Below are 26,966 nucleotides of genomic sequence, written 5' to 3'. Positions count from 1 at the left end.
CGCGCTGGGACGCCGCTTTGACACCGCTGGAGGCGGCATCCGGCCGGGCGGGTCCAGGGGCTGGTCGGCGCCGGTCGCGCCCTCGACTCCGTCGGCCTCCGGCCGCGGGTTCCCCAGGGGCCCGAGGCCGCGGGCCCGGGCGGCGGAGCCGCGGGTGTCGCGGTCGGCCCGACCCGCAAGCCGGGCCCTAGCCCCGGTCGAGCCCGTCTCGACGCCGCGCCCGCATGCTCGCCGCGCCGAAACGACTGAGGGAGACGCTGATGTGTGGCATCGCCGGGTGGGTCGACTTCGAGCGGGACCTCACAAGTGAGCGGACCGTGCTGGAGGCGATGACCCGCACGCTCGCCAACCGGGGGGTGGACGACCGCGGCGTCTGGCTGAGCGGCCACGCGGCGCTCGGGCACACCCGGACCGCGATCATCGACATCGCCGACGGCACCCAGCCTTTCGTCGCCGAGGAGGACGGGGCCGTGCGCGCCGTGCTCGTCTACAACGGCGAGGTCTACAACTTCAAGCAGCTGCGCAGCGAGCTGGAGGCGCGCGGCCACCGGTTCCGCACCCGCAGCGACTCCGAGGTCGTGCTGCGCTCCTACCTGGAGTGGGGCGCGGACTGCGCGCAGCGGCTGGAGGGCATCTTCGCCTTCGCCGTGTGGGACGTGCGCAGCCAGGAGCTGCTGCTGGTCCGCGACCGGCTCGGCGTGAAGCCGCTGTTCTTTGCCCAACTTCCCGGCGGCGAACTGCTCTTCGGCTCGGAGCCGAAGGCGCTGCTGGCCCACCCGGCGGTCAGTCCCGTCGTGGACGCGGACGGCCTGCGGGAGATGTTCGCCGTGGCCAAGAAGCCCGGCCAGGCCGTCTTCCGCGACATGCGGGAGCTGCCGCCCGGCCACTCGCTGACGCTGTCCCGCACCGGCACCGTCCGCCGCCGCTACTGGGCGCTGACCGCCCGCGAGCACACCGACGACCTGAAGGCCACCGTCGGCACCGTGCGCGAGCTGCTCGACGACATCGTGCTGCGCGAGCTGGTCGCGGACGTGCCGCTGTGCAGCGCGCTCTCCGGCGGTGTGGACTCCAGCGGCATCACCGCGCTCGCCGCGCGCTGGCGCTGGCGGCTGGAAGGGCAGCGGATCCGCACCTTCGTCACCACCTTCGACGAGTACGCGGAGAAGTTCCGCCCGGACGACGTGCGCTTCTCGCCGGACGAGCCGTTCGCCATCGAGGTCGCCGAGCACGTGAAGTCGGACCACATCAACATCCGGCTCAGCCCCAAGGACCTGATGGACCCGGAGACCCGGCTCAAGGTGCTGCTGGCCCAGGACGCCCCGACCACGCTCGGGGACATGGACACCTCCAACTACCTCACCTCGCAGGAGATCCGCACCCACTCCACGGTCGCGCTGGTCGGCGAGGTCGCCGACGAGATCTTCGGCGGCTACAACTGGATGTTCAACCCGGACACCGTGAACACCAAGGCGTTCCCGTGGGTCGCCCACGAGGCGCTGCAGCCCAGCTCTCTCAACGGCCAGGGCCGCGGCCTGTTCGACCTGGGTCTGCTGGAGCGGGTGGACATGGCCGGCTACTACAACGAGACCTACCACGAGGCCGCCGCCGAGGCCCCGCACCAGGAGGACGAGAGCCCCGAGGAGCGGCGCATGCGCGAGATCGGCTACCTGACGCTGACCCGCTGGCTGCCGATGCTGCTGGACCGCGGCGACCGCCTCTCCATGGCCCACGGGCTGGAGCTGCGCGTCCCCTACGGCGACCACCGGCTGGTCGAGTACCTGTACAACACCCCCTGGTCGTTCAAGACCTTCGACGGCCGGGAGAAGTCGATCCTGCGCGCCGCGGTGGGGGAGCTGCTGCCGAAGTCGGTTCTGGAGCGGAAGAAGAGCCCGTGGCCGGTGACCCAGGATCCGGAGTACCTGCGGATGCTGCACAGCGAGCTGTCGGCGCTGCTGAATGACCGGAACGCGCCCATGCAGCCGTTCCTGAACCACGACGCGGCGCGGCAGATGCTGGCGCAGCCGGCGGAGTCCAACGACTGGCCGATCCGGATGCACATCGAAACTGCGTTGCAGTTCAACGCCTGGCTGACGCACTATCAAGTACAGATCGACGTCTGACAGTTCGCATATCACTCCGTCGGCTCGTGCGGCTCGAGCGTTGTTCGAGCCCCCCTCGATCCCTTGCCACTTCCATTGGCAGGTGACTGTCGCCGCCTCGTGGCAGGAGGCCAGAAAAGCCCGTCCGACGATCGTTTTCGGCCACGGGCCAGTACCGCCGGCTGCCGCCGGCGGGGCCAGACCTGCCGTCCCCAACCGACCCGCGTCCTATGAGGTGGAAGATTGTGACGCTGACCATTGAAGCCCGGGGCCTGACCAAGCGCTTCGGGAAGAAGACCGCCCTCGACGGCCTGTCGCTCGAGGTCGAGTCAGGCCAGGTGGTGGCCGTACTCGGCCCCAACGGCGCCGGCAAGACGACCTTTGTCCGTTCCGTCTCCACCCTGATCCGCCCCGAAGAGGGCGAGCTGAAGGTCTGCGGGTACGACGTCCGGCGCGAGGCGGAGTCGGTCCGCCGCGTCATCGGGCTGGCCGGCCAGTACGCGGCCGTCGACCAGGCGCTCAGCGGCCGGGAGAACCTGGTCCTGGTCGCCCGGCTCTTCGGCCAGTCGGCGAAGCAGGCCAAGGCGAACGCCGAGGCCGTGCTCGAGCTGTTCGGTCTCGTCGAGGCCGCGGACCGCCTGGTGCGCACCTACTCCGGCGGTATGCGGCGGAAGCTCGACCTGGGCGCCAGCCTGGTCAGCCAGCCCCGGCTGCTGATCCTGGACGAGCCGACCACCGGTCTCGACCCGCGCAGCCGCCTGGACCTGTGGGACGCCATCGAGGCGCTGGTGGAGCGCGGCACCGACGTGCTGCTCACCACCCAGTACCTGGACGAGGCCGACCGGCTGGCCAGGAACATCGTCATCATCGACCAGGGCCGCACGGTCGCCTCCGGCACCCCGGCCGAGCTCAAGCGCCGGATCGGCGGCAAGATCCTCGAGGTGCACGTGCGCGACCGCGCGCACATCCCGCTCGTGGCCCAGGCGCTCACCCGTGAGGGCGTCGCGGCGCCCGAGATCGACGAGTCGACCCGCCGCATCAGCGTCGGCGCCGACGACGGCGCCGCGCAGTGGCTGATCGACGGCCTGACCGCGGTGCGCGACTCGGGCGCCGTGCTGGCCGACATCGCGGTCCGCGAGCCGAGCCTGGACGAGGTCTTCCTCGCCCTGACCGGCCAGAAGACCTCCTCCGCCGAGTCGGTCGGCGCCGCCACCCTCGAGACGGCCTGAGCAGGAGAACCACGACATGACTACCTTGACGCCCACCATCCGTACCGGCCGCGCCGGCATCGTGACGGGGACGGGCCTGCTCGCCAAGCGCACCACGGTCACCTTCCTGCGCCGTCCCGAGCTGGTCGTGCTCTCCCTGGTGCAGATGTCCGCCATCATGCTGACGTTCCGCTTCATCTTCGGCGGCGCGATCGGCACCGCTCACGGCCTGCCCTACGTCGACTTCTCGGTCCCCGGCTTCATCACCGCCGGCGTGCTGTTCCAGACGCTGGGCACGGCCATCGGCATCGCCGAGGACATGGAGCAGGGCTTCATCGACCGGCTGCGGTCGATGCCCTTCTCCACCGCGGCGATGCTGACCGGCCGCGTCGTGGCGGACACCGGCATCCTGGCGATCGTCCTCGCGGTCACCACCGCCGTCGGTTTCGCCGTCGGCTTCCGTCTCCAGGCGTCGGTCCTCGGCGGCCTCGAGGCCTTCGGGCTCTGCCTGGTCTTCGGGCTCGCCTTCAGCTGGCTGTTCATCGCGGTCGGCCTGCTGGCGGGCAACGTGAAGGCGGCGCAGGGCGTCTCCATGATCGTCTTCATCGTCACCTTCGCGTCCAGCGCCTACGTGCCCACCCAGACCATGCCGGGCTGGCTGCGCGCCTTCGCGGAGAACCAGCCGGTCACCGCGATGGCCAACGCGGTCCGCTCGCTGACCCTGGGCAGCCACTCGCAGGCCTTCCTCGGCCACGGCCCCGGTCACTTCGTGATCCGCTCGCTGTTCTGGGCGGTCGGGATCCTGGTTGCCTTCTCCGTCATCTCCGTCGCGAAGTTCCGCCGCGCGGCGGGCTGACAGCGCGCAAGGCTCGACCGCCGGCCCCGCTCCCGTCCTTCCGTCGGAGCGGGGCCGGATCTCTTCCCGCACCTCCCGCACCGTCCCCGAACGTCCGTCACGTCCCGAAGGGAACTCCCGCCATGACGAGTGTCGAACCCGGCACCGAGCCGGGCCCCGAGGCCGAGCTCGATCCGCGGATCGTGCACGCCCAGGCCGTGTACACGCGCGGCAAGCTGGCCATCTACGACAAGTGGGTGCTCGGCGTCTTCTGCCCGGTGGTCTGGCGCTGCCCGCCGAGCGTGATGCGCCGCCTCTACGACGAGGAGGTGGGCCGCCGCCACCTCGACATCGGTCCCGGCACCGGCTACTTCGTCGACAAGGCCAAGTTCCCGGCGAACCCGGAGATCACCCTGCTGGACCTCAGCCGCGAGTGCCTGGACATGTCCGCCCGGGTCCTCGCCCGCTACCGGCCGGAGACCTGCCAGGCCAACCTGATGGAGCCGCTGCCGCTGCCGTCCGGCCACTTCGACTCGGCCGCGATGAACCTGGTCTTCCACACCATCCCCGGCGGCTGGGACGGCAAGGGCATCATCCTGAAGCACGTGGCCGAGACGCTGCGCCCCGGCGGCGTGCTGTTCGGCACCTCCGTGCTCGCCGAGGGCGTGCCGATGAACAAGCTGACCCGGAACATGCTCCTGGAGCAGCACAAGCGCGGGAACTTCCAGAACCAGGGCGACGACCCGGCCGGTCTGGAGCGCCAGCTGAAGAAGTACTTCCCGGAGGTGACCGTCCGGATCCGCGGCGCCGTCGCGGTCTTCCGCGCCGTCGCCGGCTGAGCGTCCGCGGGCACGACGAAGGCCCCCACCGCGCGGTGGGGGCCTTTCGCGCGGGCCTGGCGCCCGGAGGTCAGTCGCGGGCCGGCGGGCGGGTCATGCCGCCGTCGATCAGGTAGTCGGCGCCGGTGACGCTGCGGATCCGGCCGGAGGCGAACATCAGGGCCAGCGTGCCGATCTCGTCCGGCTCGATCATCTCGCCGGTGGACAGGCCCGCCATCTTCGGCACCATCTTCAGGAACTCCTCGGTGGTGATGCCGAGCCGCTCCGCGATGTGCGGGTTGGTCCACAGCCGGGTCCGCACCGGCCCGGGGGAGATGGTGTTCACCCGCACACCCTGCGAGCTGTACTCCGCCGACAGCGCCTTGCCGAGGTTGGACAGGGCGGCCTTGGCGATCGAGTAGTGGCCCAGCGTCGGGTCGGCCAGGTGCGCGTTCATCGAACCGATGTTGACGATCACGCCCCCGCGCTCGACCAGGCTCGGCAGCGCGGCGCGGGTCGCCCGGATCGTGGTCATCACGTTCAGCTCGAAGGTGTGCAGCCAGGTCTCGTCCTCGATGTCGAGGAAGCCCTTGGCCAGCTTCACGCCGCCGCCGACGTTGTTCACCAGCACGTCGACGCCGCCGAACTTGTCCAGCGCGTGCTGGATCAGGGCGCTTGGGCCGTCGGGGGTGAGCAGGTCCACCTCCATGACGTGCGGGGTGGCCTCCAGAAGCTCGGGGCTGACGGTCCGGGAACCGCCCAGTACCTCGGCGCCCGCACCAGCCAGGGCGCGGACACAGGCGAGCCCGATCCCGCTGCCCGCGCCGGTGACCACGGCCGTCTTGCCGGCCATGTCGATCTGCATCGGTCCTCCAATGGGTTGTTCGCGGTTGTCGGCGGGCGGCTCAGGACGCGCGGCGCTCGCCCTCGGTGAGGCGGTGCTCGGTAAGGAACTGGCCGGTCGGGCCGTCGGTGGGGAGCAGGGCGACGTCGGCGACGAACCGGGCGGCCTGCTCCGGCAGTTGCTCCTGGGTGGGCATCATCCGGGTGCGCACCCGGCCCGGATTGACCGCGTTGACGGTGACGCCGGTGCCGGCCGTGTGCTCGGCCACCAGCGTGGTCAGCCCGTTCAGGCCGCTCTTGGAGAGCGAGTAGCCGGGGGTGCGGCCGAAGAGACGGCCGCCGAACTCCGCCGTCGTCCCGCTGGAGATGACGGTGACGCTGCCGTGCCCGCGCGCCACCATCGGCGGCACGAAGGCCTGCAGCACCCGCCAGGTGCCCAGCAGGTTGACCCGCAGGGTCTGCTCGACCAGGTCCAGCGGCACCGACAGCGGGTCCGTCCCGGCGTCCAGCAGCACTCCGGCGTTGCAGACCAGCACGTCGACCGGCCCCGCCTCGGCGACGGCACGCTTGACGCTGTCCTCGTCGGTCACGTCCAGCGCCAGCGGCCGTGTGCCCGCGCCGAGTTCGAGGGCGGCCCCGCGGGCGTCGTCGAACCGGCGCGCGGTCAGCACCACCCGGAGACCGCGGCCGAGCAGCTCGGCGGCGACGGCCCGGCCGATGCCCCGGTTCGCACCGGTCACCAGCGCGGTGCGTTCTGAAGTGCTCACGCTGCTGCTCCCCTCACCGCACGCGCATGGGCAGGTGCTTGACGCTGTTCATGAAGTTGGTCTCGGGACGCACCGGCTCGCCGGTGATCTCCAGCCGCGGCAGCAGGTCGAGCACCCCGTCGAGGAAGGCGCGCAGCTCCATCGAGGCCAGGCCGTTGCCGATGCAGACGTGCGGACCGCCGCCGCCGAAGCTGACGTGCGGGTTGCGGGCGCGGCCGACGTCGAAGCGGTCCGGATCGGCGAAGGCCTCCTCGTCGCGGTTGGCGGAGCTGTACCAGAGCACCACGCGCTCCCCGGCCGCCACGGCCTGGCCGTTCACCTCGGTGTCCACCAGGGCGCGGCGGGCGAAGTGGGTCACCGGGGTGACCCAGCGCACCACCTCGGCGGTGGCGGTGCCGAGCAGGGCCTCCCGGTCGCCGCGCAGCTTCTCCAGCTGGTCGGGGTTCTCCAGCAGGGCCAGCACGCCGCCGGTCACCGAGCAGTACGTCGTCTCGCTGCCGGCCGTGATCAGCGTGGAGGCGAACAGGCCCACCTCGTCGGGGGAGAGGCGGTCGGCGAGGCCGAGCCGACTGCCGTCCCAGCGGGCCGCCAGCAGCATCGAGAAGACGTCGTCGGTGGGCTGCGCGGCCCGGCGGTGGGCCAGGTCGATCAGGTAGTCGTAGATCTTCTGGAAGGAGTTGTCGCCCGAGCCGTTCATGCTGTCGTCGTACTCGGGGTCGCCCAGGTTGACGGTGGCCCGGGCCCAGCCGAGCATCATCGTCCGGTCCTCGTCCGGGATGTCCAGCAGCTCCAGCAGCACCGCGAAGGGCAGCTTCAGCGCGACGTCCTCGGCCAGGTCGAACTCGCCCTTGGCGACGCACTCGTCGAGCAGCTCGTCGACGATCCGGCGGATCGGCTCGGCGAGCAGCGCCAACCGGGCGGGCGCGAAGGCCTTGAAGGTCAGCTTGCGGACGCGGGTGTGCTCGGGCGCGTCCTGGAAGGTGATGATCGGCGGGCTCGGGTCCACCTTCCGCACCGAGGTCATCGTGGTCGGGCTGGACGAGAAGCGGGCCACGTCCCGGGAGACGGACGAGACGTCACGGTGCCTGACCACGTACCAGAAGCGCTCGCCGTCGTCGTCGGTCCCGGGCAGCAGCCCGGGGAGCGCGCGCAGCTGCCGGAAGTAGTCGTGCGGAACCCCGTCGGCGAAGGAGCGCGGATCCATCAGGTCGATTTCGGTGAAGGTCATCTGCCGCCCTTTCGCGACGGTCGACGGTCGTTGGAGGGAGCAAACCGAGCGGCAGTCAGCCGCCCGCGCAGGATTCGGCGAAGGCGAGCTCATAGCGGATGCCCTGGGCGAAGTGGTACTTCAGCACCTGCCGGTCGCGCGCCGAGCAGCTCTCGCCGAACCGGTCGGTCAGGTCCAGGAACGCCTGCACGGCGTAGCGGTAGCCGTCCCCCGGGTGGTAGACGCTGATCCACTGCGCGTACCGGCTGCCCGGCACGACGTGGTCACGCAGGTGGTCGCTCACCTCGGCGTTGAACCAGACCATCGGCAGCAGCGCGCCGACGCCCGCGGCGTAGCTCGTGGCGCTCGCGGCGCCGAAGAAGCAGGCGTGCGCGGCGGTCGCCGGCAGCGCCTCGGTGGTCGCGGCCAGAAGCGGCAGGTCGAGCTCCGGGACGAGCTGCCGGTAGGCGGCGCGCAGTCCGTCCCTGGCCTCCAGGGTGCCGATGACGGACTGGCCGAACAGCTGCGTGTCCCCGTCCTCGGGAGCGGCGGCCGCGCAGCGCGCCAGCGCCCGGGCGTAGGCGGGCAGCAGGTGGGCGGTGTCCTGCTCGACGAAGCGGGCCAGCGCCGTCGCGGGCAGGCCGCCCTCGCGCAGGCCGGTCCAGAAGCGGTGTCGCAGCACGCTGTCGCGCACCGGCGCGGCCAGCTCCAGCAGCTCCTTGTGGAGCGGGGTGGCCGTGGTCTCCGTGGTCATGGCGGGCTACTCCTCCCGGCCGTGGCCGCGGTAGCTGCGGTGCCCCTCGGCCATCTTGTTCTTCACCGCGGGCAGGTGGTTGACGATCCGCATCGCGGTTCGCAGCAGGCCCAGCAGGGCGCGGCCGATGACCGGCGCGCTGGGGCCGGAACCTCCGCCGGAGCGCGCGGACTTGCGGACCGCGTCGAAGGCGTAGTCGATCATCGTGGTCTCGTACTGCCGGATCGCGTCCAGCAGCGGCAGCTCGCCGTCGCGGGCCTGGACGAGCTTGCGGCAGAGCAGGCGCGCGTCGCGCAGCGCGGTGTTGGCGCCGACGCCGCGGCCCGGCGTCATCGTGTGGATCGCGTCGCCGAGCAGCGTGATCCGGGTGGTCTCCCACTGCGGGATCGGCACCGAGGTGCGGATGTTGATCGGGAAGCAGCTGTTCGGGTCGGCCAGCGCGAACAGGCGGCGGAAGTCCGGGTGCCAGTCGGTGGTCCGCTCCGCGACCAGCCGGTACAGGTCGGGGCTCTTCATCTCCATCACGTTCGCCGGCAGCTGGCGGGACTGGGTGACCAGGCCCCAGTCGACGTAGTCCCGGGAGTTGTCGTAGGTCAGCCCCGGCCAGCTCGCCAGCAGCTCGGCGTCGGCCGAGCCGATGCCGCTCTTCGGTCGGCCGCCCTCGTCCCAGGGGAACTCCATGACGTGGAAGATGCAGAAGTACGCGTGCGGGGCGTAGACCATCGAGATGCCGCGCTGCATCCTCGGCGTGAGCAGGGCTCGGGTCTCCGGGGTCAGCGGCACCTTGCCGGTGATGCCGATCGGGCCGAGCGCCTTCAGCTCCGCGTGCGGCAGGTACTGGCGGCGCACCCGGGAGTTGCTGCCGTCGGCGGCGACCAGGACCGTGCCGGTCGCCGAGGTGCCGTCCTCGAAGTGCGCGGTGACGCGCCCGTCCGGCTCCTCGGTGTAGTGGGTGAAGACCTTGCCGAACTGCACCACGTCCTCGACGCCGGTCAGCAGCACCTGCCGCAGCGTCATCCGGGAGACGGACTTCTCGCTGTCCACCGGGTCCGGGTCGTCCGAGGTGAAGCCGCCCACGGAGAGCAGCTCACCGCGCTTCTCGGTGAGGAAGTTGACGTACTCGGGCGCCTTCGCGCAGGTCGCCACGAAGGTGTCGTAGAGCTCGGGCGGCAGGCAGTCGCGCAGCGCCCGGCTGCCGTCGGGGTCGATGCCCACGCGGTAGCCGTGCAGGCCGTCGGCGCGGGTGGCGTCCCGTTCGAAGACCTGCACGTCGATACCGGCGCGCCGCAGCCCGTGGGCCAGACACAGGCCGCCGGTCCCGGCGCCGATGACGAGGACGCGGAGCTCCGCGTCCGGGGTGGGCTGCGGCATGGGTCGGCTCCTCGGGATCCTCAGGTCACGGCTGGGCGGTCGGGGGCGCGGTCGGCGCGGGCAGCGCGGCGAGGGCCTCGTGGATCATCACGGCGGCCTGCCGGTTGCCCTCGTCGGTCAGGTGGAAGTGGTCGGAGAAGGCGAAGCCCTCGAAGCGGTCCGCGGAGACGTCGGTGAAGGGCACCCCGAGCTCGGAGCAGCCCTTGGCCACCAGTTCGGCGAAGCGGCCCCAGTGGTGCTCGAAGGGGCGGTTCTTCTCCTGGCCGAACATCGGCATGTGGAAGTCGAAGTGCTCCATCTCCGCCGCGCTCAGCTCGCGGCTGCGCGGGGTCGCGAAGGGCTGCAGCGCGAACAGCAGCCGCGCGCCCGGCCGGGCCAGCCGCTGCACCACGGAGAGGTTCCGGACCTGCCGGGCGGCGGCGGCCTCCACACGCTCCACCACGTCGGCGAAGTCGGGCCGGTCGGCCGCCTCCGGCTTCGGCTGGGCCTGCGGCCGCCAGTCCGGGTCGGCCCCGGAGGCGACGGCGGCGAGCTGGAACAGCGGGATCGAGGTGAGCGAGGTCAGCGTGCCCTCGAAGAAGAGCGGCCCCCAGGCGCTGTGGGGCGTCCAGGAGGCCAGCGAGGTCCAGTAGTCGCCGGCGCCGCTGAAGACCACCACCGTGTCGGCGAGGTCCAGGTACGGCAGGCCCGCGATCACCTCCTGCACCGAGTTCCCGCCCACCACGCCGAGGTTGAGCTGCCGGTCGCCGCGCAGCAGGGCCAGGTGGGAGGCGACGGTGCCGTGGTCGGACTGCGCGGCCATGCCGAAGGCGGTGGAGTTGCCCAGCACGACGCCGCCGCCCCCCGCGGCGCGCCAGCCGGGCCCGTCGACGGACCCGAACGGGGAGTCCGCGTGCCGGAACCCCTCCTCGTCCGTGTTGATGATCGCGGAGCGGTGGTTCCGGGCCAGCGCGTAGCCGAGGTAGGGGTGCAGATGCAGATCGATGTCGTACCGTTCGAACATCACCCCGCCCCGGTGGCGGATGGCGAATGACTCGTGGTCGGACACTTCCTTGGCCATGCCGGAACCCCCTTCGACTCGCCGACGAGTGGAGCGTGTCATCGGGGAGCGGAGCCCGGCTTGAGTCCGACTGGACGGTCCGCCGCCGTCTCGGTGGTGACCAGCAGTTCCAGCTCGGTGACCACCTCGGCGGGGGACGGCTGCAGCCGCGACTCCGCACCGAGCTCGCGGGCCCGCGCCGCGTAGCCCGGCTCGTCCAGCAGTGCGGCCAGCCGCTCGCGCACCAGCTCCGGCTGCCCCTGCGCCTCGACGGCCGGCACGACCAGCCCCGCGCCCACCTCCGCGAGCCGCGCGGAGTGCCGCACGTGGTCCGGCAGTCGGGGCAGCAGCAGTTGCGGCACTCCGGCCGCGACGGCGGTGAGGATGCTCGCCGCCCCGCCGTGCGCGACGACGGCGTCGCACCCCGGCAGCACCTGGTGCAGCGCGCCGTCGCTCACCACCTGGGTCCACGGCGGCAGTTCGCTCAGGCGCGACGCCTGCTCGGCGGTCACCGCGAGCACGACGGAGGTCTCCGGCCCCGCGATCGCCCGGGCCACCTCTCCGGCCAGGTGCAGCGACGGGTCGAGCCGGTCCAGCGTGGTCCCCCAGGTCACCGCGACCCGCCTGCGGGAGCCGCGCGGCGGCAGCGGGGCGACGGAGCGCCCGTGCGGGCTCGACGGCACGTACCGCATCGGCAGCCGCCGCGAGGCGGTGGGCAGTTGCAGCGACCCCGGGCACGGGTCGACGGACGCCACCCCGAACGGGTCCACCGCGCCCAGCCCCAGCCGGTCCGCGACCGGCTCCAGCACCGCCGGCAGGAAGTTGCGCGCGGCGGGCGCGCCGAGCAGGTCCGTCCCGTACAGGTGCCGCACCGCGGGCACGCCTGCGGCGGCGGCCGCGATCGGCCCCGCGAAGGCGGTCGGGTCGTGCACCACGAGGTCCGCCCGCCAGCCGCCGACGAGGTCGGCGAGGTCCTCGGCCATCGCCTCGGTGAGCGCCCCGATCAGCTTCAGCACCCGGGGGCCACCGCCCCCGCCCCCCGGGGCGGACACGATCTCCCGGAACGCCGCCACGGCGTCCACGTCCCGCCCCACCACCGCATACGGCAGCCCGCTCGCCGCGGCGAGACCGCGGAGCGCCGGCGGCACCGCGACGGCCACCTCATGCCCCGCGGCCCGCGCCGCCCACGCCAACGGCACCATCGCATGCAGGTGCGTCGGCCAAGCCCAACACGTGAACACCATCCGCATGCGGCCCATGGCAGCAGCAACCACTAGGCAGGGACTTGAGTTGCACTATCAAGGGGCGCGAGGAACGGCGCGAGCAACCACCCCGTGCGGATGGCCCTCCGCGTTGAGGACCATCCGCACACCAGTGGCTTTTCGCGCAGTTCTCCGCGCCCCTGAGTGAGTGCAACTACCTGCGGTGCGAGGCCTGCGGTCGGGTCGCGCCCGCGCGGCGGAGCCGCTTTTCGGGCGCAGCCCCGCGCCCCCGGGTGGGTGCAACCACCTGCGGTGCGAGGCCTGCGGTCGGGTCGCGCCCGCGCGGCGGAGCCGCTTATTGGGTACAGCCCCGCGCCCCTGGTTGGGTGCAACTACCTGGGGTGCGAGGCCTGTGGTCGGGTCGTGCCCGTGCGGCGGAGCCGCGTATCGGGTACAGCCCCGCGCCCCTTGAGGTGAGTGCAACCGGCTCGCTTGCTCAGCGCAGCGTCAGTGCACCTTCGCGTCCCAGTCGATGCGGTGGGCGAACTGCCAGGCGAAGCGGTCCGGCTTGGCGAACTTGATCATCATGGGGAAGATCGTGTCCCGGATGACCCGCCCCATCGGGCCCGCGGCCTTGTGGCTGTTGGTCCGCGCCGCGTTCTGGATGATCCGCTCCACCCGCGGGCGGCGGATCGACTCGTAGGTGCGGAAGGCCTGGGCGATGGGCTGGTCCCGCAGGCAGCGGGCCAGTTCGACCGCGCTCTCCGCCGCGACCGAGACGCCCTGGCCGGAGCTCGGCGAGGTCGCGTGCGCGGAGTCGCCGACCAGAACCATGCGCCCACGGCTCCAGTGCGGGACGGTGGGCATGTCCTGCAGACCGCCCACGATGATCAGGTCCTCGGGGCGCGCATGCGCCAGGATCGCGGGGGCGGGCGTGCGGTCCTCCGCGAAGATCTTGCGCAGTCGGCGCAGCCACTCCTCCGCGCCGATGGCCTGCGCCTCGGCGTGCCAGATCGGCTCCGGGCGAGGAAGGTTCGCGAACCAGCCGACGCTGCCGTCCTGGTAGACCTGGTAGGCGAAGAAGGCCTGCTTGCCGAAGATCATGAACATGATGCCGGTGTCGCCCAGCGGCACCCCGGAGATCCGGCCGCGCGGGCGGCCGCCGATGCCGACCAGGCCGGTGTAGCGGGGGCCGGGTGCGCTGGGGTCGATCAGGCCGCGGACCACGGACTTGATGCCGTCCGCGCCGACCAGGATGTCGCCGCGGGCGGTGCTGCCGTCCTCGAAGACGGCGTTGACGCCGTCGCCGTACTCCTCGGCGGTGACCAGGCGCTTTCCGGTCTCGTAGCGGATGCCCTGGGCCTGCGCGGCCTCGCGCAGCACCCGGGAGAGCTCGTGGCGCCAGACGGTCTGCGTCGGGTCGAGGCCGGGCATGGTGCCGAACTCGGCCAGCCGCTTGCCCGTCCAGCTCTGCAGAATCATCGACTTGACGGCGATGCCGATGCCGCGGACCGCGTCGCCCGCGCCGACGACGTCGAGCGCGCTGATGCCGTTGGAGGCGATGCCGAGCATGCCGCCGACGCCGTCGTCGCTCGTGTTGTAGGCCTCGTACACGGTGGCCTGGATGCCCGCGCGGCGCAGCGCGAGCGCGGTGACGGGACCGGCGATGCCGCCGCCGATGACGAGGGCGCTGCGTGCGGTGCTGTCAGTCATGACGAACTCCTGTTCAAGGATCCGGGATTGCTCTTGGTAATCGCGTACGTTTTCGGCCCGATCGGCACTGCCCCGGCTATCCTTGGGTCGCCACCTCGTGGGCGGGGCCGTGCGAGCGGTTGCGCGTCGAGGACGTGGACCCTGGTCCGGTGTTCCCGCACCTGACCAGGGGTCCGCTGGCCTACTCGGCCGGTATCTCCGCCCCGCCGAGCTCGGCGAGCTCGAGCAGTTCGGGCGGTATCCGTCCGGTTCTGTGGAACGACTGCCATTCGGCCACGCCGGGCAGCGAGCCGTCCGCGAGTTCGCGCAGCAGCGAGGCGACCCAGGCGGCCTCCGCCTCGCGCAGCGCGAGCTGGTACTCCGATTCGATCAGGAAGAGCCGCGGCACCTCTGTCGCGTCGACGTCGAGCCGGGCCCGGTCCGCCGCGATCTCCGCGTTCAGCCGCAGCAGCCGCAGCTCCAGCAGCTGTGTCGCCTCCTGCGGCGAGAGGACCTGGAGCTCGGAGAGGCCCGCTGCGAAGTGCGGATGCTCCGCCTCCGGGACCGCGACCAGCTCGCGGATCCAGTCCTCCAGCTCCGCGCGCCCCGCGGCGGTGATCTCGTACACCGTCCGCTCCGGGCGGCCCCCTTGACGGGTGCTCAGGGCTGCTTCGAGCAGACCGTGTTTTACCAGGTTGCGTACGACCGTGTAGAGCGAGCCCCACTTGATCGTCATGTCCTGGTCCTTGCCCCTGGCGCGCAGTACCGACGCCATCTCGTACGGGTGCATGGGCCGCTGGAAGGCAGCGGAGAGCAGTGCGAGCGCCAACAGATTCCCGACCTTGCGTTGCTTAGCCATCGATCCACCCCGCTTTCCGGTGCTCGTCTACGAGCATACGCAGACGAGTAGTAACAAGCAACCTAGTTTCGTTGTGACTATCAGCTTGGCCGAAGGGAACCCCATGACCGTGACCGACACCCGGAAACTGACCGTTCTGGCGCTCGACCGGCTCGCCGACGGGGTGCTCGGCCTGAGCCTCGCGGACCCGGCCGGACTGCCCCTGCCCGCGTGGACCCCGGGCGCGCATGTGGACCTCCACCTCGGCAACGGGCTGATCCGCCAGTACTCCCTGTGCGGGGACCCGGCCGAGCAGGACCGCTACCGCGTCGCCGTGCTGCGCGAGCCGAACGGCCGCGGCGGCTCCGCATGGATCCACGACCACCTGACCGTCGGTGAGACCCTCCAGGTCAGCGCGCCCCGTAACAACTTCGCCCTGGAGTCCTCGCCCGCCCTGCTGCTGATCGCCGGCGGCATCGGCATCACGCCGCTGCTGCCGATGATCGCCGCAGCCGAGGCCGCGGGAACCGACTGGCGTCTGCTCTACGGCGGCCGAGCCGGCTCCTCGATGGCCTTCCGCGACGAGCTGGCGCGCCACGGCGAGCGGGTGACCGTCGTGACGGAGGAGGAGTCCGGCCTGCTCGACCTCGACGCGGCGCTCGGCGAGCCGCTCGCCGGCACCCTGGTCTACTGCTGCGGTCCCGAGGGCCTGCTCGACGCGGTCGCCGCCCGGACGGCCGGCTGGCCGGACGCCGGGGCGAGCCTGCGACTGGAGCGGTTCCACCCCAAGGCCGCCGAGGGCGTGGAGGCCGGGCCCGACACCGCGATCGAGATCGAACTCGCCCGCACCGGAAGGACCGTGATCGTCCCGGCGGACCAGAGCATCCTCGATGTGCTGGAGGACGAGGGCGTCGACGACTGCTTCTCCTCCTGCCGCGAGGGCACCTGCGGCACCTGCGAGACGGACGTCCTGGGCGGCGAACCCGACCATCGGGACAGCGTCCTCTCCCCGGCCGACCGCGAGTCCGGCCGGACCATGCTGATCTGTGTCTCCAGGGCCCGCACGCCCCGTCTGGTCCTCGACCTCTGACGGCGCCGCCTCCCGGACTCGTCCGGCCGCCGACGGCCCCCCACGGGCCGCGGCGGCGGACGGGTCCGGGTGCGTCGTCAGAACCCCACGTCCAGACGCACGTGCTCGGGCAGTTCCAAGGGCCGGTCCAGCGGGTGACGGAACACCAGGGCATCCGGCGACCCGGCCTCGGTGGCCCGCTCCTGGAGCGCCGCGAAGCCGACCGAGGGCCAGAAGTCCGCCACCCGGTGGTTGCGCGGCGTCGCCCGGTACGCGGCGGTCACCTCCGCCAGGCCCTCCGCCTTGGCGTGGTCCAGCACCGACGCCACCACCGCCCGCTCGATGCCGCGCCCGAGCACCCGGCAGCTCAGCAGCAGGTTCTCCACCCGCAGCCCGTCCCGCTCGCGACACGCGAAGAGCGCGCCGACCACCCCGTCGTCCCCGAAGCGGTCCGCGGACCGCACCGTGAGCACCAGACGGCTCGGGTCCTCCGTCATCGACCGCACCTCGGCGGCCGTGAGTCTGCGCGTGGTGAGGTTGAACTGGTTGGTCCGCTGCGTCAGTTGGGCCAGCCGGCCGACGTCGCCCAGATGTGCCCGCTCCACCGAGACGCGGACGCCCAGCTCCCGCAGGTACGCCTCGACCGAGGTCGCCGCCTCGCGCAGGTCCGAGCGGGCCGCCTCGACGCGGTAGCGCGCGGTGCGCTCCCGGTCCGCCTCGGTCAGCTCCAGGGTGTCGAACCAGCCGTCGGCAAGCAGCCGTTCGGGCGCGAGCGCCGGTTCGGCGCCCAGCGGCACCACCGCGACCTGCGGCAGCGCCGCGGCCACCAGACCGGTCTCGAACGCCGAGTCGTCGGCGAAGACGAAGCTGTCCAGGCCCAGGCCCAGCCGCTCAGCGATCTCCTCCAGGCCCTTGTTCTTCGGACCCCAGTCCGCCTGCACGGCGACGAAGTCCGCCTCGCGCAGCTGCATGTCCGGGTGATCGCGCAGTACGTCGAGCACCGGACCGCGGTCGTTCTTGCTGCACACCGCGAGCAGCACCCCCTGCGAGCCCAGCTGCCGGGCCAGCCGCTGCACCCGCCCGAAGGCCTCGCCGCGCAGCGTCGAGCGCGCCGCGATCCCCTCCGCGCCGTCCTCGCCGAGCACGCCGTCCCACAGCGTGTTGTCGAGGTCCAGCACCAGCACCTTCCGCGTCCGGCCGGTCAGCGCGCGGGCCAGGTGCCCGACCTCGCGGGCGCAGCGGGCGAGCAGTTCCTCGCCCAGCTCCTCGCCCGCGTACGCGGCCAGGCGCGGGTCGCAGAGCGGACCGCCCTGCGTCAGCAGCACGTCCAGGTCGAGCACGACCACCCGCTCCAGCTCCGCGCCCAGGCCCAGCAGCCGGGAGTTGAGGCCGTGCCAGGCCGCGCCGAGCGCGGCGCGCGAGCGCAGGTCGACCAGCCGGTGCGTGTGCAGGCGGCTCAGCGGCAGGGTGGTCAGCACCAGCGTGGCCCGGGATCTGGACAGGAACCCCCGCACCAGGGCCGCGATCTCCTCGCCCGCTGCTGACACGGCCTCGACCGCGTCCGCAGCGCTCCAGACGGGCGGCAGGCGGTCGAAGACCACGGAGGCGTCCAGCAGCACCAGCGCGAGGTCGGTGTCCGGCGCGTGCAGCGTGCTCTCAGGGTCGCGCAGGTCGACCTGCCACCCGTCGTAGTCGCCGACCGTCAGCCGCGGCAGCAGCCCGTGGCGGGCGAACTCCGCGCACAGCGAGGGCGTCAGCGCGCCCAAGGTGCTGCTCCCGGTGGCCGCGACCCTGACCGCCGGGGTGTCCGGCCGGTGCGCCAGCACCTCGTCGGGGTCGAGGCGCGCCAGCAGCCGCCCGGCCTTGACCAGCGCCGGGTCCCCGGCGTCCAGGGGGGACAGCAGCCGGGACAGCCCGGCGTACTCGGCCGCGAGCCTTCCGCCCGCCTGCAGGGAGCGGACCCGCTCCAGCGCCTCGGCGCCCGTGTTCGACCCGGTCATGCCGCCACTCCTCTCTCGTCACGGCCCTGACCGTCACGGTTCTGCCCGTCACGGCTCTGCTCCCGAGGGCTCTCCTGCCGGCGGCGCTGTTCCTGGCGACTCTGGAGTTGGAAGTAGGCGGGGGCGAGCACACGCAGCTTCAACGTCGCGCTGCGGTCCACGGCCCGGTACAGCGCCCGTCGCGCCGCCGCCGCGAGCGGGCGCTCCAGCGCGAAGAGCCGCTCCTGCCGCAGCTGGAGCGCCCGGGAACGGGCGACCAGCGGTTCGCGTTCGCGCTGGAAGGCGCGCAGCGCCTCGCCGACGGCCGCGCCGGCCGGGTCGGCGTCGATGAGCGGCGCGATCAGCGGCGCGAGCGTGACCGCGTCCGCCAGCGCGTGGTTGACGCCCTGCCCGAGGATCGGCGAGAGCGTGTGGGCCGCGTCGCCGACCAGGGCCAGGCCCGGACGGGACCAGCGCGGCACGACGGTGGTGAACAGGTCCAGCACGCTGGTGTCGCCCCACTCCTGCACCCCTGCGCGGACCAGCTCGGAGAGCTCCGGCGCCAGCGCGTCCAGGCGCCGGTGCAGACCCTCGATGCCCTCGGCGCGCAGCTTGCGCACGCCGCCCTTGGGGATGTTCAGCCCGACCCGGACGTCGTCGGGATGGGTGGGCAGGAAGAGCGCGTGCCGACCGGCGTCGATACGGATCCGGTAGGTGGCCGCGTCCCAGACGTCGGGGCGCGGGAGCCGCAGCCACACCACGTCACGGCCCAGCTGGGTCTTCTCCGCGGTCAGGCCCGACAGGTCGCGCACCCGGCTGTAGCGGCCGTCCGCGGCCACGGTCAGCGCGGCCCGCACCTCGAACCGGCCGTCAGGCCCCTGGCAGTGCACGCCCGTCACCCGGTCCGCGCCCAGCAGCCCGACGGCCGTCACCCGGTGCAGCAGCCGGAAGCCCCGGTGCCGGCGGCACTCCCTCGCAAGCTCGGCGAGCAGCACCGACTGCGGCAGTTCCACGGGCGAGCGCTGCGGATAGGGGAAGTCGGCGAAGTCGGCCCGCAGCACGGTCCGGCCGGCGTCGGTGATCTCCAGGGCGCGCATCTCCAGGCAGGAGCCGCGCAGCCGCTCGAACAAGCCCATCCCGCGCAGCAGCCACACCGAGTCGGGGGAGAGCGACTCCCCGCGGAAGGTCCGGGCGAAGTCCGCGCGCTGCTCCAGCACGGTGACCCGGACTCCGCGCCGGACCAGTTCCAGGGCCAGGGTCAGCCCCGCGGGCCCGGCTCCGACGATGCAGACGTCGGTGGTTGCGTCCGCCATCGCACTTTCTCCCTCCCTGCACCGCGCCCCACTCTCTCCGTGCGCGGTCCAGTACGGCTTGAGCGCGGCAGTCACGCTGCGGTTTCGGCTGTGTCACGCCTCTTGCGCGGGCGGCGCGGGTGGGTGGAAAGCTTGTGCCCCGCCACGTGGGGGAACGTTCCCGGGGGAGGGACTCGATGAGCGGCAGCGTGACGGTGAGCCCGGCCACCGCAGAGGAGATCGAGGCGGCGATCGCGGTCTGGCAGCACTCGCACATGATCCGGCGCAACGGCCGCCCGCTCGCGCGGGCGCACGTGCGCTCGGCGTACGCGCGGATGGCCGCGCCCGGAGCGAAGCTGTTGCTGGCGCGCGAGGACGGCCGCGGGGAGGAGGGCGGGCCCGGCATCATCGGCACGATCCTGGGCCTGCAGGGCCTCGAGGACGACGGCGCGGGCCCGCCCCGCCCGGGGCTGCTGCACCTCAGCCTGCTCAGCGTCGCCCCCGACCGTTGGGGCCAGCACGTCGGCCGCAGCCTGCTCGACGGGATCACCGCCGACGGCCGCGCACGCGGCTACACCGAGGCCCAGCTCTGGACCCACGCCGACAACCTGCGCGCCAACCGCCTCTACCGCGCCCTCGGCTTCCGCCGCACCGGCCGCGTCAAGATCGACGACTGGGGCGAACTCCTCGTCCACTACCGAAGACCGCTGACCGACTCCTGACGGCCCGTAGAGCCGCCCACGATGGGCGCCTCCAGCCCCCTGCGCCCGGCACTGCGCCCCGGCACTGCGCCCCGGCTCCGCGCCCCGGCTCCGCGCCCCGGCTCCGCGCCCGGCTCCGCGCCCGGCTCCGCGCCCCGGTACTGCGCCCGGTTCCGCGCTCGGCCTCGGGCGAAGCCCGCCCTGGGCCAGGAGGCGCGACCAGGCACGGAACCGGCGGCCGACGCCGCGGCGGGGCCGACTTCGGCCCAGGCCCCGAGCAACATCGCGATTCCGGCTGCGCGCACTCGGCGCCGGGCCGTCCCGGATCGTCCCCGCCCAGCCGGCGGGCGCCCGCCTCATCACCTCATCGCCGCTCCCACCGCTGACGAGGGCCCAGCCCTTTCGCCCGGAGGGCTAGGCGGGCCGTGGTGGGCGGACCTGGCGGGGCACGGCTGCGGTGGTCGTCTCCGCGTACTCGCGGACCGCGCTGGTGCGGGAGACGACGCGGCCGGCGTGCAGGACGACACGGCTGTGGCCGCCGCTCAGCGCGGTGAGGAGGGAGTCGCCGCGCAGCGCCAGCAGGTCCGCGGGGTGGCCGGGCTCGACGGCCGGGCGGGGCAGCCCGAGGAGCGCCCGCGCGCCCGGCCCGATCGCGTCGTAGGCCGCGGGCACGGAAAGGCCCGCCTGCGCGCTCAGCAGGAACGCCGCCTCCATCGGGTCCGCGCGGCCCACCGGGCGGACCGCGTCGCGCAACGCCCCGCCGCCCGCGGCCAGTTGGACGCCCGCCTCGGCAAGCCGCCGAGCCGTCGCCGCGTCGAACCCCTGCGGCCCGGGGAGCCCGGCGCAGCAGCCGCCCTGCGGCAGCAGCACCACGCCCACCCGCGCCGCCGCGCCGGCCAGCGCGCCGATCGCCGACGGGCGCGGCGGCGGTCCAGCCAGGGTGAGCAGCGATCCGGCGGGCAGCCGGTCCAACGGCAGCCTGTCCAGCTCCTGCGGTGAGCGAAGATGCAGGTCCAGCGGCAGGTCGCAGGTGTCCGCCAGCTCCAGCAGGGTCGCGAGGTCCGTTCCGGGCTCCGGCCCGTTCTCGCCACGGCCGCCCAGCGCGTGAACGCCCGCACGCGCCGCCTCGCGCAGCAGCGCGCGGGCCTCGCGCGCCGCAGCGCCCGTCAACGGGCCGGGCATGGCGGTGATCTGCAGGTCCATCAGCCCGCTCAGGTCGCGGGCAGCCTGGAGTGCGGCGTCGATCCGGGCCGGGCCGGTGGCCGGCGTGACCAGGATGTGCGTGCGCACGACGGTCGAGCCGTAGCCGAGGCACATGAGCGCGGCCTCGGTGATCCGGCGGCGTACGTCCTCGTGGTCGGGGGCCGGGGCGTCGGCCGTCAGCGCCTCGTCCAGGTGGGCGTGCGGCTCGGCGGGCGCGGGCAGCAGCAGGAAGCCGCCGAGGTCGAGCCGCTCGGCCGCGTGCAGGGAGCCGGCGGCGCCGACGGCCTCGATCCGCTCGCCGCTCAGGCGGACGTCCACCGTCCGCCCGTCGGCCAAACGCGCGCCGGTCAGCAGCAGGCCGCCCGGACCGTCGGTCCCTGGCTGCGCCTCGGCCCCGGCCTCAGCCCCCATGGCCCGCATCCATGCCGGTTCGCTCCCTCGCTCGCAAGATCGCAGACCAGTGAGCCTAGGGCCCGGTGGACGGGTCGTCCGGGAGGCGCGTGGGGCGCACGGGCCGGGGCGGGATTAGTCGTACCGGGGTGGCGCTGAACGGATTTCACGGTTGGGCTGCGGACCGTGTAATGTCTTCCCCGTTCGCCCCTATAGCTCAGTCGGTAGAGCGTCTCCATGGTAAGGAGAAGGTCTGCGGTTCGATTCCGCATGGGGGCTCGGATGAGAGGGTTCCCCGTCGCAAGGCGGGGAGCGCGATCGTCGTGGCGGTGTAGCTCAGTTGGTAGAGCAAGCGGCTCATAATCGCTGTGTCACCGGTTCAAGTCCGGTCACCGCTACCACGCCTGTAGCCGATTTTCGGGTAACCACTCGATCGGCTACTCTTGTCTGTCTGTAACGTTGTCTGTCCGAGGAAGGCACTCCCGTGGCCGCCACTGATGTCCGTCCGAAGATCACGCTGGCGTGCGTGGAGTGCAAGGAGCGGAACTACATCACCAAGAAGAACCGGCGTAACGACCCGGACCGTCTTGAGATGAAGAAGCACTGCCCCCGCTGCAACGCTCACACCGCGCACCGCGAGACCCGCTGACCCCAGGCCGCAAGGCACAGGGTCGGTCTCGACCGAATGGTTTTCAGACGAAGGCCGCTCCCAGTTCATGGGGGCGGCCTTTCGTCGTGTCCGCATCCGCACACCAAGCACCAGGCACCATCCTCGTCACGTCAGGAGTCACGCATGCCGCTGGACCCCGCCTTCGTCGGGCGGACCTACCCGCCCACCCCGGCCTACGAGGTGGGCCGGGAGAAGATCCGCGAGTTCGCCGAGGCCGTCCGCGACGCCAACCCGGCGTACACGGACCGCGACGCCGCCAAGGCGCTCGGCCACCCGGACGTGGTCGCCCCGCCGACCTTCCCGTTCGTGATCACCTATCGCGCCGCCGCGCAGGTGGTCCAGGACCCGGAGCTCGGCCTGGACTACTCCCGTGTCGTCCACGGCGACCAGCGCTTCGTCTACACCCGCCCGGTCCGGGCCGGCGACCGGCTGAGCGTGACCTGCGTGATCGACTCCATCAAGTCGCTCGCCGGGAACGAGGTCCTCACCGTCCGCGGCGAGGTGGCCGACGAGAGCGGCGAGCACGTGGTGACGTCCTACATGACGCTGGTGGCGCGCGCCGCCGAGGGGGAGTGAGGTCAGCGATGAGCGCGATCGTCAACTACGACGAGGTCGAGGTCGGCACCGAGCTGCCGGCGCAGTCCTTCCCGGTGACCCGGGCCACTCTGGTCCAGTACGCGGGAGCCTCCGGGGACTTCAACCCGATCCACTGGAACGAGGCCTTCGCCACGTCCGTGGGCCTGCCGGACGTGATCGCCCACGGCATGTTCACCATGGCCGAGGCCGTCCGCGTGGTCACCGACTGGGTGGTCGACCCGGGTGCGGTGGTCGAGTACGGCGTCCGCTTCACCAAGCCGGTCGTCGTGCCGAACGACGAGTCGGGCGCCCGGATCGAGGTCAGCGGCAAGGTGGCGGCCAAGCTGGACGACCGCCGGGTCCGCGTGGACCTGGTCGCGACCAGCGCGGGCCAGAAGGTGCTGGGCATGTCCCGGGCCGTCGTCCAGCTGGCCTGAGACCGGCCGCGCGACACCTCTTGACGAAGTTAGTAATCAACCACTAACTTTGAACCATGGCGAAGACGAGCATGCGGATGAGCGCGGAGGAGCGACGCGAGAGCGTCATCCGTGCCGCCGTGATCGAGTTCGCCGACCACGGCTACAACGGCACCTCGACCGCGGCGATCGCTCGCCGGGTCGGGGTGTCGCAGCCGTACCTGTTCCGCCTGTTCGAGAACAAGCGCGCGCTCTTCGAGGCCGCCGTCCGCCGCTGTACGGAGGAGATCAAGCAGAGCTTCCTCGAGGCGGCCGAGGGCAAGCACGGCGAGGAGGCCCGTCGGGCGATGGGCGAGGTCTACTTCAAGCTGATCGAGGACAGGTCTCGGCTGCTCATGCAGCTCCAGATGTACGTCTCCGCGGCGGCCGCCGAGGCTGCCGGCGACCACGAGGTGGGCGAGGCCGTCCGCGCCCTCTGGACGGATCTGTGGGACACGGTGGCCTCGGCCTCCGGTGCGACGCCGGAGGAGGTCACCGAGTTCTTCGCCTACGGGATGCTGATCAACAACCTGGTCGCCATGGGCTTTCCGGTGGATCACCGCTTGTGGCAGGGCTTCGGCAAGGAGTACCTCGGCTGCCCCGCGGTCTGAGTCGTCCCCTGAAGCGTGTTTTTTGCCCGTCAAAGTTATTGATTGATTACTTTCAAGCTGCGCCTGGGGGACAGCATGCGCAAGATCAGCCCGGCCGTCTGGGCCTTCCTCATCACCAGTACCGCAGGCTTCATGGCCGCCCTCGACAACCTCGTGGTGACCACCGCCCTGCCCTCCATCCGGGCCCACCTCGGCGGCGGCATCACCGACCTCGAGTGGACCGTCAACGCCTACACCCTGACCTTCGCCGTGCTGCTCATGCTCGGCGCGGCCCTCGGCGACCGCTTCGGGAGACGGCGGGTCTTCACCGTCGGCCTCGCGCTGTTCACGCTCTCCTCGCTCGCCGCCGCGCTCGCGCCGAACATCGGCGCGCTGGTCGCGGCCCGCGCCGCGCAGGGCGTCGGGGCGGCGCTGCTCACCCCGGTCAGCCTCACCCTGCTCACCGCGGCGGTCCCCGCCGCACGGCGCGGGCTCGCCTTCGGCGCCTGGGGGGCCGTCAACGGCATGGCCGTGGCGCTCGGCCCGCTGATCGGCGGGACGGTCGTCGAGCACCTCTCCTGGCAGTGGATCTTCGCGCTGAACGTGCCCATCGGCGTGGCGCTGCTGCCGCTGGCCCGCCTGCGGCTGACCGAGTCCCACGGCCCTAACAGCCGCCTCGACGTCGTCGGCACCGCCCTGGCCAGCCTCGGACTCTTCGGCATCGTCTACGGCCTGATCCGCGGCAACTCCGACGGCTGGACCAGCGCGCCCGTGCTCTCCGGGCTGGTGGTCGGGGCCGCGCTGCTTCTCTCCTTCCTCGTCTGGGAGTCCCGCACCGCCACGCCGCTGCTGCCGCTGCGCCTGTTCCGCATCCGCACCTTCTCCGCCGTCAACGCGGCCTCGATGCTGATGTCGCTCGGCATGTTCGGCGCGATCTTCCTGCTCAGCCAGTTCCTGCAGAACGTCCAGGGCTACAGCCCGATGACCGCGGGCGTGCGGATGCTGCCCTGGACCGGCATGCCGATGCTCGTCGCCCCGCTGGCCGGCCTGCTGGTCGACCGGATCGGCGGCCGGGTGGTCATCGCCATGGGCCTGGCCCTGCAGACCCTCGGGCTGGCCTGGTTCGCGGTGATCGTCTCGCCGCACGTCAGCTACGCCGCGCAGGTCCCGCCGCTGGTCATCTCCGGGATCGGCATGGCGCTCTTCTTCAGCCCGGTCGCGGCCGTGCTGATGGGCTCCGTCCGGCCGCAGGAACAGGGCGTGGCCTCCGGTGCGAACAACGCGTTGCGCGAGGTCGGCGGCGCGCTCGGCGTCGCGGTGCTGACGTCGGTCTTCACCGCGCACGGCAGCTACGCCAGCGGCCAGAGCTACGTGGACGGCCTCACCCCGGCCTTGTGGGTGGGCGCGGCGGCGATCGCCGCGGCGACCGTCGCCATCCTCTGCGCCCCGCGCCGCTCCCGCACCGCGACGGCCCACCCGGTCGCCTCCGGCGCCGCTGCGGGTACGGCGGATGCCGTGGACACCAGCGCGGCACCCGTGGCCTGACGGCCACCGGCCTCCCACCGGCCTTCGGCCGGGAGCCCCGTCGAGCGAGCGCGCTTGCGGGGAGCCCGGCCGGAGGCCGGCGGTGCTTCGGTGACCTGCCGACCTGTCGGCGCATCGCCGCCCCACCGGGCTCCCTCGCGGCGACGGCCCACCCGGTCGCCTCCGGCGCCGCTGCGGGTACGGCGGATGCCGTGGACACCAGCGCGGCACCCGTGGCCTGACGGCCACCCCCTCCCACCGGCCTTCGGCCGGGAGCCCCGTCGAGCGAGTGCGCTTGCGGGGAGCCCGGCCGGAGGCCGGCGGTGCTTCGGTGACCTGCCGACCTGTCGGCGCATCGCCGCCCCACCGGGCTCCCTCGCGGCAGCGGTCCACCTGGTCGGCTCCGGCGCCGCTGCGGGTACGGCGGATGCCGGTCCCTGCGGATACCCCGGTGCTGTGGGCGCCCACCCGGTCGCCTCCCGGCGCCCCTGCGGGTACGGCGGATGCCGTGGGCGCCCCCGGTACCCGTGGCCTGACGGCCACCCCCTCCCACCGGCCTGCGGCAGGGAGCCCTCGTGGTGGCGAGCCGGAGGGTGGCCCAGGGGAGCCGCGGCCGCAGGCCGACTTGCCGGTGCGGCCGCCGGGCCTGGCCGAAGGCCGCCGCCCTGCCGCTCGCCGTCCCGGCAGGCCGCCGGCCCGCGCGGACGCCGCCCCCGGGGGCCGGTGGCCTGCCGGGACGGCGGCCCGCGGCCCGTACGCTAGACCCCGTGCAGGAACTCCATGACGCGCCCCTGGCCCCCCTGACCACGCTCCGGATCGGCGGGCCCGCCGCCCGGCTGGTGGCGGCGACGACCGACGACGAGGTCGTCGCCGTCGTTCGTGCCGCCGATGCCGCGGGCGAGCCGCTGCTGGTGCTGGGAGGCGGCAGCAACCTGGTGATCGGGGACGCCGGCTTCCCAGGGACCGTGCTGCGCGTCGCCACCGAGGGCTGCGTGCTCGACGGCGACCGCCTCACCGTCGCCGCGGGCGAGGTCTGGTCGCAGGTCGTCGACCGCGCCGTCCTCGACCACGGGCTCGCAGGCATCGAGTTCCTGGCCGGTATCCCGGGCTCGGCGGGGGCCACCCCGGTGCAGAACGTCGGCGCGTACGGCCAGGAGGTCGCGGACACGATCACCGAGGTCGTCGCCTACGACCGCCGCGCGGGGGAGACGGTGACCGTCCCCGCCGCCGAATGCGGCTTCGCCTACCGGCACAGCCGCTTCAAGGCCGAGCCCGACCGGTACGTCGTGCTGCGGGTCACCTTCCGGCTCTCGGACGAGGGCGGCGCGTCCAGCCCCGTCCGGTACGCCGAGGCGGCCCGCGCCCTCGGCGTCGGCCAAGGCGAGCGCGCGGACCTGCGCGCGGCCCGGGAGACGGTGCTGAAGCTCCGTTCCGGCAAGGGCATGGTCCTCGACCCGGAAGACCACGACACCTGGTCGGCAGGCTCCTTCTTCACCAACCCGATCCTCACCGAGGCCGAGCACGCCGCCTTCCTGGCCCGCGTCGCCGAGCGCCTCGGCCCCGACGCCCAGCCGCCGGCGTATCCGGCGGGGGAGGGCCGCGTGAAGACCTCCGCGGCCTGGCTGATCGACAAGGCCGGCTTCACCAAGGGCTACGGCACCGGCCCGGCCCGCCTCTCCGGCAAGCACACCCTCGCCCTCACCAACCGCGGCAACGCCACCGCCGCCGACCTGCTGGCCCTGGCCCGCGAGGTCCAGGGCGGCGTCGCCGACGCGTTCGGGGTGACGCTGGTGAACGAGCCCGTCATGGTGGGCGTCGAACTCTGACGCCGGTGCGGCGGTAGG

At 72.8% G+C, this 26,966-nt stretch carries 24 protein-coding genes and 2 tRNA genes; 14 read left to right on the top strand and 12 right to left on the bottom strand.

Features of this window, described 5'->3' with window-relative positions; genetic code table 11:
- Positions 1 to 260: 260 nt before the first annotated feature.
- The 4 genes from asnB (at position 261) to TR49_RS29655 (ending at position 4,981) form a co-directional block, all read left to right on the top strand.
- Positions 261 to 2,120 (top strand): asparagine synthase (glutamine-hydrolyzing), encoded by a 1,860-nt coding sequence (asnB, locus tag TR49_RS29670; protein WP_042387064.1) that lies wholly within the window; start codon positions 261 to 263, stop codon positions 2,118 to 2,120.
- Positions 2,121 to 2,344: 224 nt separating this feature from the next.
- Positions 2,345 to 3,328, top strand: coding sequence for an ATP-binding cassette domain-containing protein (locus tag TR49_RS29665; RefSeq protein ID WP_236653581.1), 984 nt, complete (start codon positions 2,345 to 2,347; stop codon positions 3,326 to 3,328).
- A 16-nt stretch (positions 3,329 to 3,344) separates the two neighbouring features.
- Positions 3,345 to 4,163: an ABC transporter permease gene (locus TR49_RS29660; protein ID WP_042387062.1), complete on the top strand. Its 819-nt coding sequence runs from the start codon at positions 3,345 to 3,347 to the stop codon at positions 4,161 to 4,163.
- Between the two features lie 122 nt (positions 4,164 to 4,285).
- Positions 4,286 to 4,981, top strand: a complete 696-nt coding sequence (locus TR49_RS29655) for a class I SAM-dependent methyltransferase (protein ID WP_052434745.1) — start codon at positions 4,286 to 4,288, stop codon at positions 4,979 to 4,981.
- Positions 4,982 to 5,051: 70 nt separating this feature from the next.
- On the opposite strand, the gene TR49_RS29650 is transcribed toward TR49_RS29655, so the two are convergent.
- The 9 genes from TR49_RS29650 to TR49_RS29610 all read right to left on the bottom strand — a co-directional run bounded on the left by TR49_RS29650 (position 5,052) and on the right by TR49_RS29610 (position 14,694).
- Positions 5,052 to 5,825, bottom strand: a complete 774-nt coding sequence (locus TR49_RS29650) for an SDR family NAD(P)-dependent oxidoreductase (protein WP_042387060.1) — start codon at positions 5,823 to 5,825, stop codon at positions 5,052 to 5,054.
- A gap of 40 nt (positions 5,826 to 5,865) precedes the next feature.
- The gene (locus tag TR49_RS29645; protein WP_042387058.1) at positions 5,866 to 6,570 is read right to left on the bottom strand and encodes an SDR family NAD(P)-dependent oxidoreductase; all 705 of its coding nucleotides are present in this window, start codon (positions 6,568 to 6,570) and stop codon (positions 5,866 to 5,868) included.
- A 13-nt stretch (positions 6,571 to 6,583) separates the two neighbouring features.
- Positions 6,584 to 7,798, bottom strand: a complete 1,215-nt coding sequence (locus tag TR49_RS29640) for a cytochrome P450 (RefSeq protein WP_042387057.1) — start codon at positions 7,796 to 7,798, stop codon at positions 6,584 to 6,586.
- Between the two features lie 55 nt (positions 7,799 to 7,853).
- The gene (locus TR49_RS29635; RefSeq protein ID WP_042387055.1) at positions 7,854 to 8,531 is read right to left on the bottom strand and encodes a TenA family protein; all 678 of its coding nucleotides are present in this window, start codon (positions 8,529 to 8,531) and stop codon (positions 7,854 to 7,856) included.
- Positions 8,532 to 8,537: 6 nt separating this feature from the next.
- Complete coding sequence (locus TR49_RS29630) at positions 8,538 to 9,902, bottom strand: FAD-dependent oxidoreductase (RefSeq protein WP_042387053.1); 1,365 nt, start codon at positions 9,900 to 9,902, stop codon at positions 8,538 to 8,540.
- A 25-nt stretch (positions 9,903 to 9,927) separates the two neighbouring features.
- Entirely contained in the window at positions 9,928 to 10,962 is a 1,035-nt protein-coding gene (locus TR49_RS29625; RefSeq protein WP_042387051.1) for a hypothetical protein, read from the bottom strand.
- A 38-nt stretch (positions 10,963 to 11,000) separates the two neighbouring features.
- Positions 11,001 to 12,089, bottom strand: a complete 1,089-nt coding sequence (locus tag TR49_RS29620) for a glycosyltransferase (protein ID WP_201776239.1) — start codon at positions 12,087 to 12,089, stop codon at positions 11,001 to 11,003.
- Positions 12,090 to 12,650: 561 nt separating this feature from the next.
- Positions 12,651 to 13,856 carry an FAD-dependent oxidoreductase gene (locus tag TR49_RS29615; RefSeq protein ID WP_042387049.1) on the bottom strand — a complete coding sequence of 402 codons (1,206 nt, stop codon included), beginning with the start codon at positions 13,854 to 13,856 and terminating at the stop codon, positions 12,651 to 12,653.
- Positions 13,857 to 14,037: 181 nt separating this feature from the next.
- A complete protein-coding gene (locus tag TR49_RS29610; RefSeq protein ID WP_042387047.1) occupies positions 14,038 to 14,694 on the bottom strand; it encodes a PadR family transcriptional regulator in 657 nt (218 codons plus the stop codon).
- A gap of 103 nt (positions 14,695 to 14,797) precedes the next feature.
- Between TR49_RS29610 and TR49_RS29605 the strand changes: the two genes are divergently transcribed.
- Positions 14,798 to 15,763, top strand: coding sequence for a PDR/VanB family oxidoreductase (locus TR49_RS29605; protein ID WP_042387045.1), 966 nt, complete (start codon positions 14,798 to 14,800; stop codon positions 15,761 to 15,763).
- 77 nt (positions 15,764 to 15,840) lie between these two features.
- Here the strand turns inward: TR49_RS29605 and TR49_RS29600 are convergent, their stop codons facing one another.
- Together TR49_RS29600 and TR49_RS29595 are read right to left on the bottom strand one after the other, a co-directional pair.
- Positions 15,841 to 17,742, bottom strand: a complete 1,902-nt coding sequence (locus TR49_RS29600) for an HAD-IIIC family phosphatase (RefSeq protein ID WP_042387043.1) — start codon at positions 17,740 to 17,742, stop codon at positions 15,841 to 15,843.
- Positions 17,739 to 19,034 carry an FAD-dependent oxidoreductase gene (locus TR49_RS29595; RefSeq protein ID WP_042387041.1) on the bottom strand — a complete coding sequence of 432 codons (1,296 nt, stop codon included), beginning with the start codon at positions 19,032 to 19,034 and terminating at the stop codon, positions 17,739 to 17,741. Before TR49_RS29595 ends, TR49_RS29600 begins: the two co-directional genes overlap by 4 nt.
- A gap of 176 nt (positions 19,035 to 19,210) precedes the next feature.
- Here TR49_RS29595 and TR49_RS40420 point away from each other — a divergent pair, with 176 nt between their 5' ends.
- Positions 19,211 to 19,735, top strand: coding sequence for a GNAT family N-acetyltransferase (locus TR49_RS40420; protein WP_052434744.1), 525 nt, complete (start codon positions 19,211 to 19,213; stop codon positions 19,733 to 19,735).
- Between the two features lie 393 nt (positions 19,736 to 20,128).
- Here the strand turns inward: TR49_RS40420 and TR49_RS29585 are convergent, their stop codons facing one another.
- Positions 20,129 to 21,328: an amidohydrolase family protein gene (locus TR49_RS29585; protein ID WP_042387040.1), complete on the bottom strand. Its 1,200-nt coding sequence runs from the start codon at positions 21,326 to 21,328 to the stop codon at positions 20,129 to 20,131.
- A gap of 185 nt (positions 21,329 to 21,513) precedes the next feature.
- Here TR49_RS29585 and TR49_RS29580 point away from each other — a divergent pair.
- The 8 genes from TR49_RS29580 (at position 21,514) to TR49_RS29545 (ending at position 26,948) form a co-directional block, all read left to right on the top strand.
- Positions 21,514 to 21,586, top strand: a tRNA-Thr gene (locus tag TR49_RS29580).
- A gap of 46 nt (positions 21,587 to 21,632) precedes the next feature.
- Positions 21,633 to 21,708 (top strand) — tRNA-Met (locus tag TR49_RS29575).
- A gap of 83 nt (positions 21,709 to 21,791) precedes the next feature.
- Positions 21,792 to 21,956, top strand: coding sequence for a 50S ribosomal protein L33 (rpmG, locus tag TR49_RS29570; RefSeq protein ID WP_004571794.1), 165 nt, complete (start codon positions 21,792 to 21,794; stop codon positions 21,954 to 21,956).
- 144 nt (positions 21,957 to 22,100) lie between these two features.
- Positions 22,101 to 22,553 (top strand): MaoC family dehydratase N-terminal domain-containing protein, encoded by a 453-nt coding sequence (locus tag TR49_RS29565; protein ID WP_042387038.1) that lies wholly within the window; start codon positions 22,101 to 22,103, stop codon positions 22,551 to 22,553.
- 8 nt (positions 22,554 to 22,561) lie between these two features.
- The gene (locus TR49_RS29560) at positions 22,562 to 22,990 is read left to right on the top strand and encodes a MaoC family dehydratase (RefSeq protein ID WP_042387036.1); all 429 of its coding nucleotides are present in this window, start codon (positions 22,562 to 22,564) and stop codon (positions 22,988 to 22,990) included.
- A 56-nt stretch (positions 22,991 to 23,046) separates the two neighbouring features.
- Positions 23,047 to 23,619 carry a TetR/AcrR family transcriptional regulator gene (locus TR49_RS29555; protein ID WP_236653580.1) on the top strand — a complete coding sequence of 191 codons (573 nt, stop codon included), beginning with the start codon at positions 23,047 to 23,049 and terminating at the stop codon, positions 23,617 to 23,619.
- A gap of 75 nt (positions 23,620 to 23,694) precedes the next feature.
- Positions 23,695 to 25,143, top strand: a complete 1,449-nt coding sequence (locus TR49_RS29550) for a DHA2 family efflux MFS transporter permease subunit (RefSeq protein ID WP_042387035.1) — start codon at positions 23,695 to 23,697, stop codon at positions 25,141 to 25,143.
- 707 nt (positions 25,144 to 25,850) lie between these two features.
- The gene (locus TR49_RS29545) at positions 25,851 to 26,948 is read left to right on the top strand and encodes a UDP-N-acetylmuramate dehydrogenase (protein WP_268874129.1); all 1,098 of its coding nucleotides are present in this window, start codon (positions 25,851 to 25,853) and stop codon (positions 26,946 to 26,948) included.
- Positions 26,949 to 26,966 lie beyond the last annotated feature (18 nt).

Origin of the sequence: Streptacidiphilus melanogenes, from assembly GCF_000787835.1 — a bacterium.
Taxonomy (GTDB): Bacteria; Actinomycetota; Actinomycetes; order Streptomycetales; family Streptomycetaceae; genus Streptacidiphilus; species Streptacidiphilus melanogenes.
The sequence above is the reverse complement of the archived record's forward strand: the minus strand, read 5'-3'. Positions and strand labels throughout refer to the sequence as shown.